Origin of the sequence: Streptomyces longisporus (assembly GCF_039532765.1) — a bacterium.
GTDB classification, from domain to species: domain Bacteria; phylum Actinomycetota; class Actinomycetes; order Streptomycetales; family Streptomycetaceae; genus Streptomyces; species Streptomyces longisporus.
The window spans coordinates 244,517-261,004 of sequence record NZ_BAAASG010000004.1; the positions used below are offsets into that span (position 1 = coordinate 244,517).

The 16,488-nt window shown below is 70.9% G+C and carries 11 protein-coding genes; 8 read left to right on the forward strand and 3 right to left on the reverse strand.

Annotated elements, in window-relative coordinates:
* The first annotated feature begins 119 nt into the window (after positions 1–119).
* From helR to asnB, 5 genes are all read left to right on the forward strand, one after another.
* The gene (gene helR, locus ABD355_RS07915) at positions 120–2,309 is read left to right on the forward strand and encodes an RNA polymerase recycling motor ATPase HelR (protein ID WP_344399385.1); all 2,190 of its coding nucleotides are present in this window, start codon (positions 120–122) and stop codon (positions 2,307–2,309) included.
* A gap of 220 nt (positions 2,310–2,529) precedes the next feature.
* Positions 2,530–3,408 (forward strand): potassium channel family protein, encoded by an 879-nt coding sequence (locus ABD355_RS07920; RefSeq protein WP_344399386.1) that lies wholly within the window; start codon positions 2,530–2,532, stop codon positions 3,406–3,408.
* 113 nt (positions 3,409–3,521) lie between these two features.
* Positions 3,522–5,039 carry an alpha-N-arabinofuranosidase gene (locus ABD355_RS07925; protein ID WP_344399388.1) on the forward strand — a complete coding sequence of 506 codons (1,518 nt, stop codon included), beginning with the start codon at positions 3,522–3,524 and terminating at the stop codon, positions 5,037–5,039.
* Between the two features lie 138 nt (positions 5,040–5,177).
* Positions 5,178–6,179, forward strand: a complete 1,002-nt coding sequence (locus ABD355_RS07930) for a LacI family DNA-binding transcriptional regulator (RefSeq protein WP_344399389.1) — start codon at positions 5,178–5,180, stop codon at positions 6,177–6,179.
* A gap of 307 nt (positions 6,180–6,486) precedes the next feature.
* Positions 6,487–8,328: an asparagine synthase (glutamine-hydrolyzing) gene (gene asnB / locus ABD355_RS07935; protein ID WP_344399390.1), complete on the forward strand. Its 1,842-nt coding sequence runs from the start codon at positions 6,487–6,489 to the stop codon at positions 8,326–8,328.
* An 18-nt stretch (positions 8,329–8,346) separates the two neighbouring features.
* Here asnB and ABD355_RS07940 read toward each other — a convergent pair whose 3' ends face one another.
* The 3 genes from ABD355_RS07940 to ABD355_RS07950 all read right to left on the reverse strand — a co-directional run bounded on the left by ABD355_RS07940 (position 8,347) and on the right by ABD355_RS07950 (position 10,400).
* Complete coding sequence (locus ABD355_RS07940; RefSeq protein WP_344399392.1) at positions 8,347–8,754, reverse strand: hypothetical protein; 408 nt, start codon at positions 8,752–8,754, stop codon at positions 8,347–8,349.
* Positions 8,755–8,805: 51 nt separating this feature from the next.
* The gene (locus ABD355_RS07945) at positions 8,806–9,258 is read right to left on the reverse strand and encodes a hypothetical protein (RefSeq protein WP_344399393.1); all 453 of its coding nucleotides are present in this window, start codon (positions 9,256–9,258) and stop codon (positions 8,806–8,808) included.
* Between the two features lie 122 nt (positions 9,259–9,380).
* Complete coding sequence (locus ABD355_RS07950) at positions 9,381–10,400, reverse strand: ArsR/SmtB family transcription factor (RefSeq protein ID WP_344399394.1); 1,020 nt, start codon at positions 10,398–10,400, stop codon at positions 9,381–9,383.
* 257 nt (positions 10,401–10,657) lie between these two features.
* Between ABD355_RS07950 and ABD355_RS07955 the strand changes: the two genes are divergently transcribed.
* Genes ABD355_RS07955 through ABD355_RS07965 form a run of 3 tightly spaced genes read left to right on the forward strand, consistent with a single transcriptional unit; the run spans position 10,658 to position 16,487 of the window.
* Positions 10,658–11,644 carry a hypothetical protein gene (locus ABD355_RS07955; RefSeq protein WP_344399395.1) on the forward strand — a complete coding sequence of 329 codons (987 nt, stop codon included), beginning with the start codon at positions 10,658–10,660 and terminating at the stop codon, positions 11,642–11,644.
* Positions 11,645–11,691: 47 nt separating this feature from the next.
* The gene (locus ABD355_RS07960; RefSeq protein WP_344399396.1) at positions 11,692–13,539 is read left to right on the forward strand and encodes an HSP90 family protein; all 1,848 of its coding nucleotides are present in this window, start codon (positions 11,692–11,694) and stop codon (positions 13,537–13,539) included.
* A 2-nt stretch (positions 13,540–13,541) separates the two neighbouring features.
* The gene (locus ABD355_RS07965; RefSeq protein WP_344399397.1) at positions 13,542–16,487 is read left to right on the forward strand and encodes a hypothetical protein; all 2,946 of its coding nucleotides are present in this window, start codon (positions 13,542–13,544) and stop codon (positions 16,485–16,487) included.
* Position 16,488: the final 1 nt, after the last annotated feature.

Sequence of the window (16,488 nt, forward strand, 5' to 3'; positions counted from 1 at the left end):
TCAGTCACTCCTTGCCACTCTCAACTTATAGCGCACCGGGGGGCTTGCGGCAAGGCCCCCGGTCGTGCCGCACAATCGCACGCCGAGGCCACAAGCTGCGGAAATGGGAGTTTCACGACGTGCATGTCCTGTCTGGTGACACGACCCCCCTGACCACCCGTGCGTTCGACCTTCCCGACCGACTCGCCCACAAGGCCGACCCGGCCCTGATCGCCGGCGACGAGCAGCACTTCGCCGCGATCGCCGAGAACCTCGGGCAGACGATCGCCGACCTGTCCGCCCGCCTGGAGACCGAGCTCAAGGGACCCGGCGGCCTCGGCCGGCAGGCGATGGACCGTGACATGGAGGTGCACCGGCTGACCGGCCGACTGCGCGCCCTGCGCCGCTTCGGCCTGGACCTGTGCCTCGGACACATCGTCAGCGCGGACGACCCCGAGCCCGTCTACATCGGACGACTGGGACTGACCGACAGCACGGGCCGGCGCCTGCTGATCGACTGGCGCTCTCCCGCGGCCGAGCCGTTCTTCGCGGCGACCCACGCCAACCCGATGGGCCTGGTCAGCCGCCGACGCTATCGCTGGACCCGCGGCCGGATCAGCGACTACTGGGACGAGGTGTTCACCACCGACGGGCTGGAAGGGCGCGCCGCGCTCGACGACCAGTCCGCGTTCATCGCCAGCCTGGGCAGCAACCGTTCGGCCCGCATGCGGGACGTGCTCGCCACCATCCAGGCCGACCAGGACGCCATCATCCGGGCGGGATCCCGCGGCGCTCTCGTCGTCGACGGCGGCCCCGGCACCGGCAAGACCGTTGTCGCCCTGCACCGCTCCGCCCACCTTCTCTACTCCGACCCCCGCCTCGGTCACCGTCGGGGCGGCGTACTGTTCGTCGGCCCGCACCGGCCCTACCTGGACTATGTCGCCGACGTCCTGCCGAGCCTCGGCGAGGAGGGCGTGCAGATCTGCATCCTGCGGGACCTCGTCGAGGAGGGAGCCGAGGCGGGCGTCGAGAGCGACCCCGAGGTGGCCCGGCTGAAGTCGTCCGCCGAGATGGTGAAGGCGATCGAGAAGGCCGTCCGGTTCTACGAGGAGCCGCCCACGGAGGCGATGACGGTCACCGTCGACTGGACCGACATCCGGCTGAGCGCCGACGACTGGGCCGAGGCGTTCGACGCGCCGGAACCCGGCACCCCGCACAACGAGGCGCGTGAGCAGATCTGGGACAAGCTGCTCACGATCCTGGAGGACCGATACGACGGCGACGACATCCCGCCGGAGCAGTTCCGCAGGGCGCTGCGGCAGGACAAGGAGCTGGTCGGGACCCTCAACCGGGCATGGCCGCTGCTCGAAGCGGCCGACCTGGTCTCAGACCTGTGGTCGGTGCCGGCCTATCTGCGGATGTGCGCGCCCTGGCTGGGCCGCGAGGACGTCCGCAGGCTGCAGCGGGCGGATGCCCAGGCCTGGACGGTGTCCGACCTGCCGCTCCTGGACGCCGCCCGGCAGCGGCTCGGCGACCCGGAGACCGCCCTGCGCAAGCGCCGGCACGCGGCCGTCCTCGCCGCCCAGCGCGAGCGCATGGCGCAGGTCGTGGACAACCTCATCGACGCGGCGGCCGATTCCGGCGCCGACGGTGACGACGGCGAAGGCCTGGTGAGGATGTTGCGCGGCCAGGACGCCAAGGTCAGCCTGGTCGACGAGGCCGAACTGACCGTCGTCGAACCGGATCTGCTGGCCGGCCCGTTCGCGCACGTCGTCGTGGACGAGGCCCAGGAACTCACCGACGCGGAATGGCAGATGCTCCTGCTGCGCTGCCCGTCCCGCAGCTTCACCATCGTCGGTGACCGCGCGCAGGCCCGGCACGGGTTCACGGAGACATGGCAGGAACGGCTCGGACGGATCGGGCTCGACCGTGTCGACGTGGCCTCCCTGAGCATCAACTACCGCACCCCGCAGGAGGTCATGACGGAAGCCGAGCCGGTCATCCGGGCCGTACTCCCGGACGCCAACGTGCCGACCTCGATCCGCAGCAGCGGCATCCCGGTCGTACACGGCGCCGTCTCGGAGCTGGACTCGATCCTGGACACCTGGTTGGCCGAGCATGCCGAGGGGATCGCCTGTGTCATCGGCGACCCCGCTTTCCCGGCCACATCCCGGGTCCGGTCGCTGACCCCGGAGCTGTCGAAGGGCCTCGAGTTCGACCTGGTCGTCCTCGTCGACCCGGAGGCGTTCGGCACGGGCATCTCAGGAGCGGTCGACCGCTATGTCGCCATGACCCGAGCGACGCAGCAACTCGTCGTCCTCACCAGCTGAAACCTTCGGCAGCCGTCGAAGATCCCGTCGGAGACGACGAAGCCCTGCTCGCGGCCGCCACGGCAGCGAGCGGGCCGTATGCGGCGAGGCGGACGCACTTGGCCCCTGCCATCCTTGGCATAGCAGCTTAAACCAGGGCAAAATCGGGCGGGAGGTGCAAGGCTCCCCGGCGCCCGGGGGCATCGAGGCGCTTCACGGAACAGGCCCGTGGGAGACGTGGATGGAGTGGCTGGTCTCGCTGGTCGGCGTCGGACTGGTCCTGGCTGTCCTACGGGATCTGTTCCACACGCTCTGGCACCCCACCCGTCACGGCGGCATCAGCCGATTCGTCATGACGAGCATGTGGCGACTGGCCCGCCGCTCCCGGCTCCGTCCCCGCATGCTCGGCCTCGTCGGGCCGCTGGCCATGGTGACGGTGGTGGGACTCTGGGCCGTCATCATCATCCTGGGCTGGGCGATCATCTACTGGCCCCATATGCCGGGCGCGTTCACGCTCACCCCGGGTTCCAGAGCGGCGCAGCAGCCCGCGCTGCTCGACTCGGTGTACCTGTCCCTGGTCACCGTCGCCACCCTCGGCCTGGGGGACATCACGCCAGGCGAAGGCTGGCTCCGCCTGGCCTCGCCGTTGGAGGCCCTCGTCGGCTTCGCCCTCCTGACGGCCACGGTCTCCTGGGTCCTGGAGATCTACCCCGCGCTGACCCGCAGACGGGTTCTGGCCATCCGGCTCGCGCTGCTGCACCGATCGGCTCCGACGACCGAGCACATCGACAGCGTGGCCGGAGCGGCGCTGCTGGACGGCCTCGCCACCGAGGTCGTACGAGTCCGTATCGACTTCACCCAGTACGCCGAGGCCTACTACTTCCACGACGGCGAGGACCACTCCTCCCTGGCGGCCGTCCTCGGCTATGCCGTCGCCCTTGCCCGGCAAGGGCAGGCGGCTCGGCGGCCGGACGTGCGACTGGCCGGGGACCTGCTCGCCGGCGCCCTTGACGACCTCGCCACCATTCTCGACCAGCGCTTTCTGCACCTGGACGGCACCACGACGGAGGTCTTCGCCGCGTACGCCGCCGACCACGACCGCAAAGTCACGCAGCCCTGAGCGCTGCGGGCATGGCGGAGGCAGGACCGCGGCAGGTACGTTTGTATCGCTACAAGAAAGCGGTTGCCATGTAGCACTCGCCCCCCTCCTCGACCCGACACAGGAGTACGTCCGTGCCCAACGCCACCGCGGTCATCAACCTCGACATCGAGGGCCCGAGGATCAGCCGTCACCTCTACGGTCACTTCGCCGAGCATCTCGGCCGCTGCATCTACGGCGGTTTCTGGGTCGGGGAGGACTCGTCGATCCCGAACGAGGGCGGTATTCGCCTCGACGTCGTGCAGGCGTTGCGTGCCCTGGACATCCCCAACCTGCGCTGGCCGGGCGGCTGTTTCGCCGACGAGTACCACTGGCGTGACGGCATCGGCCCGCGCGAGCAGCGGCCGAGCATGGTCAACACGCACTGGGGTGACGTCGAGGAGAACAACCACTTCGGCACCCATGAGTTCATGGCGCTGTGCGAGCTGCTCGGCGCCGAGCCGTACATCAGCGGCAACGTCGGCTCCGGCACCGTGCGCGAGATGAGCGAGTGGGTCGAGTACCTCACCCGCGACGGTGACAGTCCCATGGTGCGGCTGCGCAAGGCCAACGGCCGCGAGGAGCCCTGGCGGGTGAAGTTCTGGGGCATCGGCAACGAGACCTGGGGCTGCGGCGGCAACATGCGCGCCGAGTACTCCGCCGACCTGGCCCGCCAGTACGCCACGTACTGCCGCGACCACGGTGACAACAAGCTCTACCGCATCGCCTCGGGCGCCTCGGACGCCGACTACAAGTGGACCGAGACGCTGATGCAGCAGATCAGCTGCTTCGGCTGCGAGGCCACCCCGAAGAACTTCTTCCAGGGCCTGTCCGTGCACTACTACACGCTGGCGGGCCCCTGGGAGGCGAAGGGCAGCGCGACCGTCTTCGACACCGACGACTACTACCGCACCATGGTCGCGGCCCGCCGCATCGACCGCATCCTGACCGGCCACTCGACCGTCATGGACGTCTACGACCCGGGCCGTACGGTCGGGCTGGTCCTGGACGAGTGGGGCACCTGGTGGGACGTCGAGCCGGGCACCGACCCGGGCTTCCTGTTCCAGCAGAACACCCTGCGTGACGCGCTGGTGGCCTCCACCCACTTCGACATCTTCCACCGGCACGCCGCCCGCCTTTACATGGCCAACATCGCGCAGACGGTCAACGTCCTGCAGGCCATGCTCCTCACCGACGGCGACAGCCTGGTGCTGACCCCGACCTACCACGTGTTCGAGATGAACAAGGGCCACCAGGACGCCACTTCGCTCGCCGTCCATCTGCGCGGCGACGCCCTGCGGCGAACGGTCGGCGACACGGAGCTGGAGACCCTGTCCGCCTCGGCCAGCGTCAAGGACGGAGCGGTGCTGATCTCGCTGTCCAACCTGGATGCGGAGGAGCCCGCGGAGGTGACGCTCGACCTGCGCGGCTGTGCCGTCGGCGAGCCGAACGCCCGCATCCTGACGGCAGACCGGCCGCAGGACCACAACACGCCCGGCACGCCTCAGATGGTCGCCCCGCGCCCCTTCGACGGCCTCAAGGCCACCGACCAGGGGCTCGCTCTCACACTGCCGCCGCACTCGTTCGTCACGGTCAGCGCCCCGCTCGCCTGACGCGACTCGACTGCGATCTCCGACTCCGGCCGCCCGGGCACGGTGTGCAAGATCCCGCGGCTCTCTCTTCGCGGCCCCGTGCACTCGGGTGCGGTTTGGCATGCGACTGGATTCCGGGACGGCAGACCAGGGGTGAGGGTGACCACGATCCAGGACGTGGCGAAGGCGGCCGGGGTCTCACCGATGACCGTCTCGAACGTCATCAACGACCATCCGAACGTCCGACCCGCGACGCGCGAGAAGGTGCTCGAGGCCATGGCCCGGCTCGACTACCGGGTCAACGTCGCGGCCCGCAATCTGCGCAAGGGCCGAACCGGAACCATCGGCCTCGCCGTTCCGGAGGTGAACAGCGCCTACTACGGGCTGCTGGCCGCCACCATCATCGCCGCAGCCGAGCGGCGCGGACTCAGGGTGAGCATCGAGCAGACCGCCTCCCGGGACAACGAGCTGGACGCCCTGTCCCTCTCCCGCAACCGGCTCTACGACGGGCTCATCCTGAGTGCCGCGGGCATGGGGCAGGGCGATGCCGAGCGGCTCAGGGTGGACCATCCGGTGGTCATCCTCGGCGACCGGATCTTCGGCGGCCCCGTGGACCACGTCGCCATGCCCAACTTCGAGGCGTCCCACGCCGCCACCCGGCATCTGATCGAGCGGGGCTGCCGGCGTATCGCGTTCGTGTGCGGGGCGGTCGAGGAAGTGGACACCTCCAGCCTGCGCATCGCCGGCTACCGGAGGGCCCTGGAGGACGCGGGCCTGTCCGCGGACCGCGCCCTGGTGCAGCACGTGGGCCGTCTGGGCATGCGCGAAGGCGCCGAACGGGCCCGCGAGATGGCGAGGAGCGGGCTCGACTTCGACGGCGTGTTCTGCGTGACCGACTCCCTCGCCATGGGCGTGCTGCGGGGCCTCGCCGACGTGGGGACGCGCGTACCCGACCAGGTGAAGGTGATCGGCTTCGACAACGTCTCGGAGAGCGAGTTCTTCATCCCCTCGCTGTCCAGTGTCGATCCGGACCACGACGGCATGGCAGAGCGGGCGGTCGACCTCCTGATCCGGCGCATCGGACAGACCGAGCCCCCGGCCCCGCACCAGGACGTCGTCGGCGGCTTCTCCCTGGTGATCCGGGAGTCGACGGGCGGCTGACCCACCTCGCCCCTGAGTGACCGCACCCCAATGGCTCCACGGTGGGGAAGTTTTTGCCTGTGGCCGATTCCCGGCGCAGGCGGCCCGGTGACGCGGGGCTCCGCGGGTTTCGCCGATGCAAAGTGGGGCCGAAAAGGGGGGGTCAGTGGGTTGCTGATGTTACGGCCGTGTTGACCACGTCCCTGGCGCGGCGCACCCTCGCATATGCGTGGCAGTTACATCTTGTCTGCTGGTGAGTCGTCGTCGCGTCCGGGAAACCGCAGGTGCGACGGCATCCATCGTGCAGACCTGGAGCAGGAGGCACCGCATGTGCGGCATCACCGGCTGGATCTCCTTCGACCGCGACCTGCGCACCGAGGCGGCCGTATTGGATGCAATGACCGAGACGATGGCCTGCCGTGGCCCCGACGACCGCGGCACCTGGGTGCAGGGACCCGCGGCCCTCGGGCACCGCAGGCTGGCGATCATCGATCTGCCCGGCGGCCGCCAGCCGATGACCGTCGACACCCCGCACGGGACCGTGGCACTCGTCTACTCCGGGGAGACATACAACTTCACCGAGCTGCGACGTGAACTCACCGGCCGCGGCCACCGTTTCACCACCGACTCCGACACCGAGGTGGTCCTGCACGGCTACCTCGAATGGGGCGAGCAGGTCGCGGAACGGCTCAACGGCATGTACGCGTTCGCCGTGTGGGACGGCCGCCGGGACAAGCTGGTGATGATCCGCGACCGTATGGGCATCAAGCCCTTCTACTACTACCCGACACCCGACGGCGTCCTGTTCGGCTCCGAACCCAAGGCGATCCTCGCCAATCCGCTGGCGCCCGCCCGCGTCGCACTGGACGGCCTGCGCGAACTGTTCACGATGATCAAGACGCCGGGGCATGCCGTGTGGGAGGGGATGGCGGAGGTCGAACCGGGCACCGTCGTCACCGTCGACCGCACGGGGGTGCAGCGCCGCGTCTACTGGCAGCTGGAGACCCGGCCCCACACCGACGACCGCGACACCACCATCGCCACCGTACGCTCCCTCCTCGACGACATCGTGCGCCGACAACTCGTCGCCGACGTGCCCCGCTGCACCCTGCTCTCCGGCGGCCTCGACTCCTCCGCGATGACCGCGCTCGCCGCCCGCCAACTCGGAGAACACGGCGAGAAGGTACGCAGCTTCGCCGTCGACTTCGTCGGCCAGACCGACCATTTCGTCGCCGACGAACTCCGCGGCACGCCCGACACCCCGTTCGTCCACGACGTGGCCCGCACCGCCCACACCGAACACCAGGACATCGTGCTGGACGCGCAGGCACTCGCCGATCCCGACATCCGCGCGAAGGTGATCCGGGCCCGCGACCTGCCCGCCGGGCTCGGCGACATGGACGCCTCGCTGTATCTGCTGTTCCGTGCCATCCGGGACCAGTCGACCGTCGCCCTGTCCGGCGAGTCCGCCGACGAGGTCTTCGGCGGCTATCTGCAGTTCTTCGACGAGGAGGCCCGCCGCGGCGGCACCTTCCCCTGGCTGGTCAACTTCCGCCGCCACTTCGGCGAGGACGCCGAGGTCCTGCGCCCGGACCTGCTGGCCTCCCTCGACCTGGACGGATACGTCGACGACGGCTACCGCACCGCCGTCGGCGGTATCCGCCGCCTGGACGGCGAGAGCGACTTCGAGTACCGGATGCGGCAGATCTGCCATCTGCACCTCACCCGCTTCGTCCGCGTCCTGCTCGACCGCAAGGACCGCGCGAGCATGGCCGTCGGTCTCGAGGTCCGGGTCCCGTTCTGCGACCACCGCCTGGTGGAGTACGTCTACAACACGCCCTGGTCGCTGAAGTCCTTCGACGGCAGGGAGAAGAGCCTGCTGCGCGAGGCGACCGCCGATCTGCTCCCGAAGTCGGTGTACGACAGGGTCAAGAGCCCCTATCCGTCGACCCAGGACCCCCGGTACGCCACCGCGCTCCAGGACCAGGCCAAGGACCTGCTGGCCCAGCCCGCCCACCCCGTCTTCGACCTCGTCGACCGCGACCGCCTGCACCGCGTCGCCCACCGCGACACACCCGTGAACACCCAGTCCGAACGGCGCGGCCTGGAACGCGCGCTGGACCTCGCGGTGTGGCTGGACATGTACCGGCCGGACATCGAACTCGACTGAGGCGGGCGCGGTACCGCTTCAGCAGCGGGGCAGCGGATCGGTCTCGTCGATGACGTCGCTGTCCTTCACGAAGCCCCAGCCGCCATGACTGAGGTGAGGGGTGTCGGCGAGTGTGTAGATCCAGCGGTTGGGGTGCGGACCGCCGCCGCCCGTGGGATCACCCTCGTATCGACAGGTGAACCAGTTGGTGTCGGAATTGAGGTAGCCGACGGTCTGCCCGGCCCACTGGACGCGGATCCCCGGCTTGTTCCGGCACCACCAGTGGTTGCTGAGGGCGTCGACGTCGCAGTCGTACGCGACTGCGCGGCCGGCTGCGGCACTGCCGGAGGGCTGCGCGGCGGCGGCACTCGTCAAGGTGCTGACAAGGACGAACGCGCACGCCACGGAGCCTGCGAGCCGGACGGCGCGGGGCGAGGTCTTGTTCATGAGCATCCCGAAAGTAGGTGACGTCGTTGCGGTGTCCGGAGCCGGCGCGGTTCAGCCGGCGTGGACCCTGCCCTGCTTCACGACGTAGTGCGCCGGCTGGGAGCAGCCGATGGACGGGGTGATCAGCAGGCTGACGGTGAGGGGCGCGGGTTCCATGCTCGCGGTCGAGAACTCGCAGACGGACCGGCTGCCGGTCAGCGGGTACCAGAACCATCCGTCGACCTCGCCCACCGTGACCCGGTCGGACTCCTTCCACGTGCCGCCGGTGTGCGTGTAGACCTGCAGCCGCACCGAGGCGGCGTACTCGTCGTGAGTCGATCGCAGCGCGGTGAGCGTGATCTTGTAGTCGCTGCCGAGGACGGACGAGGCGATCTGCTGGGTCCGGGGTGCCGCGGTCCGGGCGTTGGAGGCGGTGGCTCCGGCGGTCCCGAGGACGCCCGCCAGCAGAAGGGTGACGCCCGTGGTTGCGGCGCGACGGGCGCGGTGATTGCGCAGCAGTTTCATGATTCCCCCGTTGGGTCGAGTGGCGCGGTGCGGCCGGTCGCCGCGGTGCTTGGCGGCCACGCCCCGCCGAGGATGTTCGTCCGTGTGCCGGGTGGGCGGGAAGCATTTCGAAGGTGGTCGAATCATGGGCGGTTCGTCTGGCCCGTCTGCTGCAACCGTCCTTCGTCCCCGTCCAGGAGCCGGTGGCCCATGAGCGTCACCGAGTGCCGTACGTACTGCCCCTCCCGCCTGCTTGCCACCAGCCCTCCGTCCCGGAGGACGGCGAGCTGGTAGCTGGCGCTGGGCAGGGCGATGCCGACAGCCGTCGCCACCTCGGAGGTGGTCCGGGGGCCGCCGCGGGCCACCTCGATGAGGACCGAGGCCCTGGTGCGGCCCAGCAGACGGTCGAGTCCGTTGTCGTTGAGGGGGATCGAGTCGAGCGGCCGTGCGGTGACCGGGTAGACCAGGACCGGCCCGAGGGCGGGATCGGCAAGGGCGGTGGGCCTGCGCCAGCAGAAGTAGGACGGGAGCAGAAGCAGCCCGCGGCCCTCCAGATGGAGGTCGCGATGGGTGGGGTACTCCACTTCCAGGACGGGTGCCCGCCACCGGGCGAGCGGCCGCAGGCTCTCCAGCAGGGCCAGGACACCGCCGTCGAGGAGGACACGGGAACGCAGGTCGACCTCGTCACGGATGGCTCTGCGAGCGTGGGCCCAGCGCGGTTCGAGCAGTGTCGTGGCGGAGACTTCCAGGGCCTTCGCCAGAGAGCGCAGGCCGCGGTCTCCCGGTCGGCCGAGTGCCGTGGTCCACCCGGGCAGCGGCCGAGCGGCAGCGAGCCTGCCCAACTCCTGCCGCAGCCGACCGGGAGGAGTGGCCTGAATCTCCTCCAGTGCCGCGGGCAGACCGCCTTCAAGGACGGTCGGGGTGAGGAAGTCGGGGATGTACCCGACGGGCGGGACGAGTGTCTGCAGCGTGTGCAGAGCGCGGCCGGCCACCGGGTCCGTGGCGATCCGTTCGCGGACGGAGCGACGCCATGACCCGAACTCGAGCGGCCCCTGGTGTGTGACCAACCGGCAGGTGGCGCAGACGAGTTCCCACAGGGGGTCGGGCCGACGTGCGATGCGGATGTTCTGTAAGTCCTGGGTGGTGAAATGGATACGGAGCATGCGGCCTCATTCGCGGACAGTGGGGGGTTGGCCGAGGGCGAAGAGCGCTGAGCGTCATCATGGGGGACGACTGACAAATACGGTGCTTGGTTGCGGCCTTGAGACAGACACCCGGGGAGATCGGCTGGATGCCGCCGTACTCGGCTGCCCCTGACCGAGCACGCCGCGTCGCACCGTGAAAACCCTGTGGAAGCGGTGTCAGTGGTGCCGTTTATGCTGCACCGGACGATCACGCGGGGACCAGGGGAGGGCGCGGCATGTTGGGGAGGCTGTTCGGCAGGGGCGCGGAGAGACCGGTGGCGGATCCGCACGCCCTTCCCGTTCCACGCCGGCAGAGGAACGGGACGTACACGCTGCACGCCCTGGGGGACGCGCGGGTGCTGGCCCTGGTGGAGGCCGCGAAGACGGCTGACTGGGAGGCGGTCAAGACGGCGCTTGCCCCCTTCGATCTCGGCCGCGACCACCAAGTCCTGGCCGAGCTGGCCGACTTGGACGGCCTGCAGGACTGGATCGGCCGCGCCGTCGAACAGGACAAGGAGCACCGGGCGACGGCCCTGCTGATATCCGGAGCGCGCCACATCACCTGGGGCTGGGAGGCGCGCACCTCCGCCCGTGCCGTGAACGTGAGCCAGGAGCAGTGGCGGGTCTTCCACGAGCGGCTGCACATCGCCGAGGAACATCTGCTGGAGGCCGCCGAGTTGCGGCCCGACTGGCTCACGCCATGGCGCCGCCTGCTCACCTCCGGCCGCGGCATGTCACTGGGCCGATCCGTCAACGAGGCCCGGCTCGACGCCGCCCTGCGCCGCGACCCGTTGGACCTGGAGACCCACATCGAATGGGTCTCGCAGCTCCAGCCCCGGTGGAGCGGCGAGGCGGGCGAGGCCCTGGCGTTCGCCCGCGAGGCGTTCGCCGACGCGCCCGAGGGCCATCGCATCGGCTGTGTCATCGCGATGGCACACATCGAGGACTGGGTCGAGTCCGACGACAAGAACTGCCTCGTCACTCCGGAGATCCAGGACGAGCTGCTGGAGGCGGCCGAGCACAGCATCCTGCATCCCGCCTACGAGCGACGCCCGGGCTGGCAGGAGGACTTCAACATCTTCGCCATGGCCCTGTCGCTCGCCTCCGAGCGCATCGCGCTGCCGCGCGTCTTCCGCGAGCTGGACGGCGCCTACACCCCATGGCCCTGGAAGTACATGGCCAAGCCGGAAGAGATGTACACCCGCGCCCGGCGCAACGCCTGAACCCCACCCGCCCGCTGCTCGTCGCTCACCACACCCCGGACTGCCTGATGACTCTGCCCGACACCACCGTCGAACCGGCCGGCGCCGACCGCACCTTCCAGGTGGATCTGCGCGGCCTCGTCGACCTCCTCTCCCACCACCTCTACTCCAGCCCCCGCGTCTACCTGCGAGAACTCCTGCAGAACGCGGTGGACGCGCTGACCGCCCGGCACGGCCTCGCGCCGGGCGCCCCCACCGACGCCTTCGGCATCCGCCTGTACGCCGACGGTTCGGTGGTACGGGTCGAGGACGACGGCGTAGGTCTCACCGAGGCCGACGTGCACACCTTCCTGGCCACCATCGGCCGCAGCAGCAAGCGTGCGGAGCGGATCGCGGAGCAACGCGCTGATTTCATCGGCCAGTTCGGCATCGGCCTGCTCTCCTGCTTCCTGGTCGCGGACGAGATCCACGTTCTGAGCCGCTCCGCCCGCATCCCCGACGCTCCCGCCGTGGAGTGGCGGGGACGCGGCGACGGCAGCTACACCGTCCGCACCCTGTCCGCCTCGGCCCGCCCTGGCCCCGGCACCACCGTCACCCTGACCCCGCGCGCCGACGCGGCCGAGTGGACCCGCCCGGCTCAGGTGCACGCCCTGGCCCGGCACTTCGGTTCGCTGCTGCGCCACCCCGTGACCTTCGACGACGGCACGGGCGGCCCGGGCGCACCCGTCAACCCCGAGCCCGCACCCTGGTCGCGCAGCCATCCCACACCGGGAGCCCGCTCGCGAGCGCTGGCCGCGTACGGCGAGGAGGTCTTCGGGTTCAAGCCGCTGGACACCGTCGAGCTGGACCTGCCGGCCGTGGGTCTCAAGGGCATCGCATGCATCCTGCCCGAGACGGTGCCGGCCGGACGCCGTCACGGCCACCGCGTGCACGTCAAGGGGATGCTGCTGTCCGAGCAGGCCGAGGAGATCCTGCCCGAGTGGGCCTTCTTCGTCCGCTGCGTCGTCGACGCCGAGAGCCTGCGCCCGACGGCATCCCGCGAGTCCCTGTACGAGGACGACACCCTCGCCGCGGTCCGTGACGCCCTCGCCGAGCGGCTGCGCGCATGGATCGCCCGCGCCGCCGCCAGCGACCCGGACCTGCTCGGCCGCTTTCTGCAGGCCCACCACCTGGCCGTGAAGTCGCTCGCGGTGCACGACGACGAGATCCTGCGGATGCTGCTGCTCTGGCTGCCGTTCGAGACCACCGACGGACACGCCACGCTGGACGAGTTCGCGCGCAGCCACCGCACCGTGCTCGTGACGTCGAGCGTGGAGGAGTTCCGGCAGGTCGCGGCGATCGCCTCGGCCGCCGGGCTCGGTGTCGTCAACGGCGGCTACACCTACGACCGTGAACTGGTCCACCGGCTGCCGGAGATCAGGCCCGAGGTCAGCGTCGCCGACCTCGACCCGGCGACCCTGACCGCCCACCTCGACCCCGTCGACCGGGAGACGGAACTGGCCGCCGCGGCCTACCTCGCCCAGGCCCGCGACGCCCTCGCCGTCTTCGACTGCGACGTGGCGCTGCGCACCTTCCAGCCGGCCTCCGCCCCCGCCCTCCTCCTCGACAGCCGCGAGGCCCGGCACGAACGCACCCGCTCCCAGCTCGCCCGCGAGCAGCAGGGCGGCATCTGGGGCGACATCCTCGGCGCTCTGCGCCAGGAGGCCCCGCGCGCCCAGCTGATCCTCAACCAGCTCAATCCGCTGGTGCGCACCGCTGTCACCATCGACGAGCCCGAACTGGCCCGCACCAGCGCCGAAGCCCTCTACGGGCAGGCCGCGATGCTGTCGAGGCGTCCGCTCAGGCCCGCCGAGTCGAGCCTCATCAACCGCTCCTTCCTAGACCTCCTCGCCCACGCCCTCCGCAAGGACAGCTGACGATGCCGACCGCACCCCAGAACACCGACGAGCTGTACCAGGCGCTCCAGGAGAACGATCGGCGCCCCTACGGCCGCACCCGTACCGTCATCGCCGAGGAACTCGTCGACGCCGCCGAGCAGTTCGCGGAGCCGCTTCCGCTGGTCCATGCACTCCTCGAACTCCAGGAGGCGTACACCTACGGCTCCGAACCCCGGAAGTCGCCCGTCGTCTTCGCCCGTCTGCTCACCCTCTTCGACGAGCAGCCCGACGTCTTCGACGACCGCACGCGCCACCAGCTGTTCTGGCGGTTCAAGTGGGTGGCCCACGCCCTGCTTCAGCTGCCCGAAGTACCGCTGCCCAGCTTGCGCCAGTGGCTGACGGAGATGCGCGACCGGTACGAGATGGCCGACCTCGGTCTGCAGCCCTACTACGGACAGGCCTACCGGCTCGCCGCCCACGTGGGCGAGGACACCGCCCTCGCCTACGAGCTGTGGGCGGGCCGCACCCGCACCAGGCTCAGCGACTGCGAGGCCTGCGAGATCTGCGAGCGCGCGCTGTACCACCTCGAAGCTGGTGACGACGAGCGGGCCCTGCGCACCTGGGAGCCTGTCCTGGCCGGGAAGGAGTCCTGCCACGAGGAGCCGGCCCGCTCCATCTCGTACGCGCTGTTGCCCCTGTTGCGCACCGGCGGCATCGATCAGGCCCGCGCACTGCACCTCGCCGGCTACCGCGGCTGCCGCCGCAACCCCTCCATGGCCCAGGAGGTCGCCCGGCACCTGGAGTTCTGCGCGCTGACCGGCAACGAGGCACGCGGACTGGAACTGCTCGCCGAGAACCGGAACCTGTTCGACGAGGTCGACTCGCCGCTGGACCAGCTCGGTTTCCTCACCGGCGTGGAGGTCCTCCTCCAGCGCATCGAGCTGCTCGGCCACGGCGAACAGCCCGCCGCCGGGTACGCGGGCCGCGCCTGGACGGTGGCCGGCCTGCGCGCCGAGGTGCGCGGCCGCGCCGACGACCTCGCCGCCCGCTTCGACGCCCGCAACGGCACCACGGCCCACACCGACCGCCGCCGCGCCCGCCTCGACCGTGCCCCGCTCCTGGACGCACTGGAACTGACCCTGCGTCCCCGCAGCCTCGACGACGTGGCCCCGGCCGCCCCGGTCGCCGCGCCCGCCGCCCGCACGGCCGCCGCCGTCCCAGACTCGCTGCCGGAACTCGTCCTCCGGGCAAGGAAGTTGGACGAGCAGGGGCACCCGGACGCCCAGGCCTGCTGGGCGCGGCTGCGCACGCTCGTCGCCGCCCGCGACTACACCCACCCCGAAGACCCGGCCGTGGGCCCGCTGGTACGACTGCGCGCCGACCTGCTGGCCGACGAGGCGAACCGGGCGGGCAACAAGGACGAGTTCGCCGTGGCCGCCGAGCTCCACGAGGAGGCCGCGGCCCTGTACGACGCCGTCGGACAGCCGGGAGAGGCGACGCTGGCCCGCGCCTGCGCTCTGCTGGCCGGCGCTGAGATCCGCGCGGAGAGCGCCACGGAAGGAGCCGATGAAGCCGAGGCGAAGGCCGCCGCGCTGACCGCCGCCCACGCGTCCATGGTCCGTCTGCACGAGGAGACGCCCGGACTGGCCCCGTTCCAGGAGGCCCGCCTGTTGCGACTGCGGGCGACCGCGCTCGCCCTGCGCCTGCAGACGTCACGGAGCGACGAGCACGTCGCACCGGTGCTCGCCGAGGTGGACCTGCTGCACGCCTTCGCCACCCGGCACGACATCGTCGGGCAGATCTCCGGCGCCCTGCAGCTGCGGGCCAGCACCTACGCCATCTCCGGACACCTGCCCGCCGCCGTCACCCAGACCGACGCTCTCCTCGACCGGCTGAAGGAGCACGGTCCCGCCTGGCACCTGCCCCGCACGCTCGGCCTGCGCGGCCGCCTCCAGCTCGGCCTGCGGGACGCCAAGGCCGCGCACGCGGACCTCAGCGAGGGGCTGCGACTGGCCGCCGACTGGCCGGCCGACGCCGTCGACACCACCCGCCTCCACGGTGATCTGGCCGAGGCCTGTATGCATCTGGGCCGCCCCGACGAGGCCCTGCGGCACCTGACGCGCTCCGCGGAGCTGGACCTGCGCCACGGCAGCCGCACGGACGCGTACTGCGCCTACAGCAACGCGGCCCGGCTCAGCCTCGACCTTGGCCGCGTGGAGGACTGCATCGCCCTGCTCGACTCCCTGCTGGCCGAACCGGACATCGCGGCCGGAGAGGTGGACGACCGGCTCGTCGCCCAGCTGCGCCTGACCCGGGCCCGCGCGCTGCACGAGGGGGAGGACCTCAAGGCCGCCACGGCGGAGTTCGTCGCCCTCGCGGCCGAGTCGGCCTGCTGGGACGACGACCCGGGAAGCCATGCCATGATCGCCGCCGAGACGGCCGTACTCCTGGGTGAAGCCGGTGAGTTCGGCCGGGCCCGCGAGGCCGCGGACCAGGCACTCGGCGCCCACGCCCGGGCCCCGCGTTATGAGCAGCTCAGCAACTGCCTGCGGGAACTCGCCCGCCTCCAGGCCCAGCAGCAGGGTCCCGACGGCCTGGCCGACGCCCGTGCCTTCCTCGCCGACGCCGGCCGGATAGCCGACGAGGCCCGCACCGCCGGGTACGAGGCCCACGGCCGCTCCCTGGACACCGCCCTGGCCTACGAGCACGGACGGGTCAACGCCTACGCCGGCGAGTACGAGGACGCCCTGGCCGCCCTGGACAAGGCCCTGGCGCTGCTCGGCGAACCGGGAACGGACGACGGCCGTGCCGGCGAGTGGGCCGAGTGCATCCGCCTCGCGGCTGCCGTCGAGGGCCTCTACCTGGAACGCCCGGCCCCCGCTCTCACCCGCCTCGACGCGGCGATCTCCCGCCTGACCGCTCTGGGCCACACGGAGCGGACCGAGCCGCTGACGTCCCTGGCGGGCCGGCTGCGCGACGAGGAGTGAC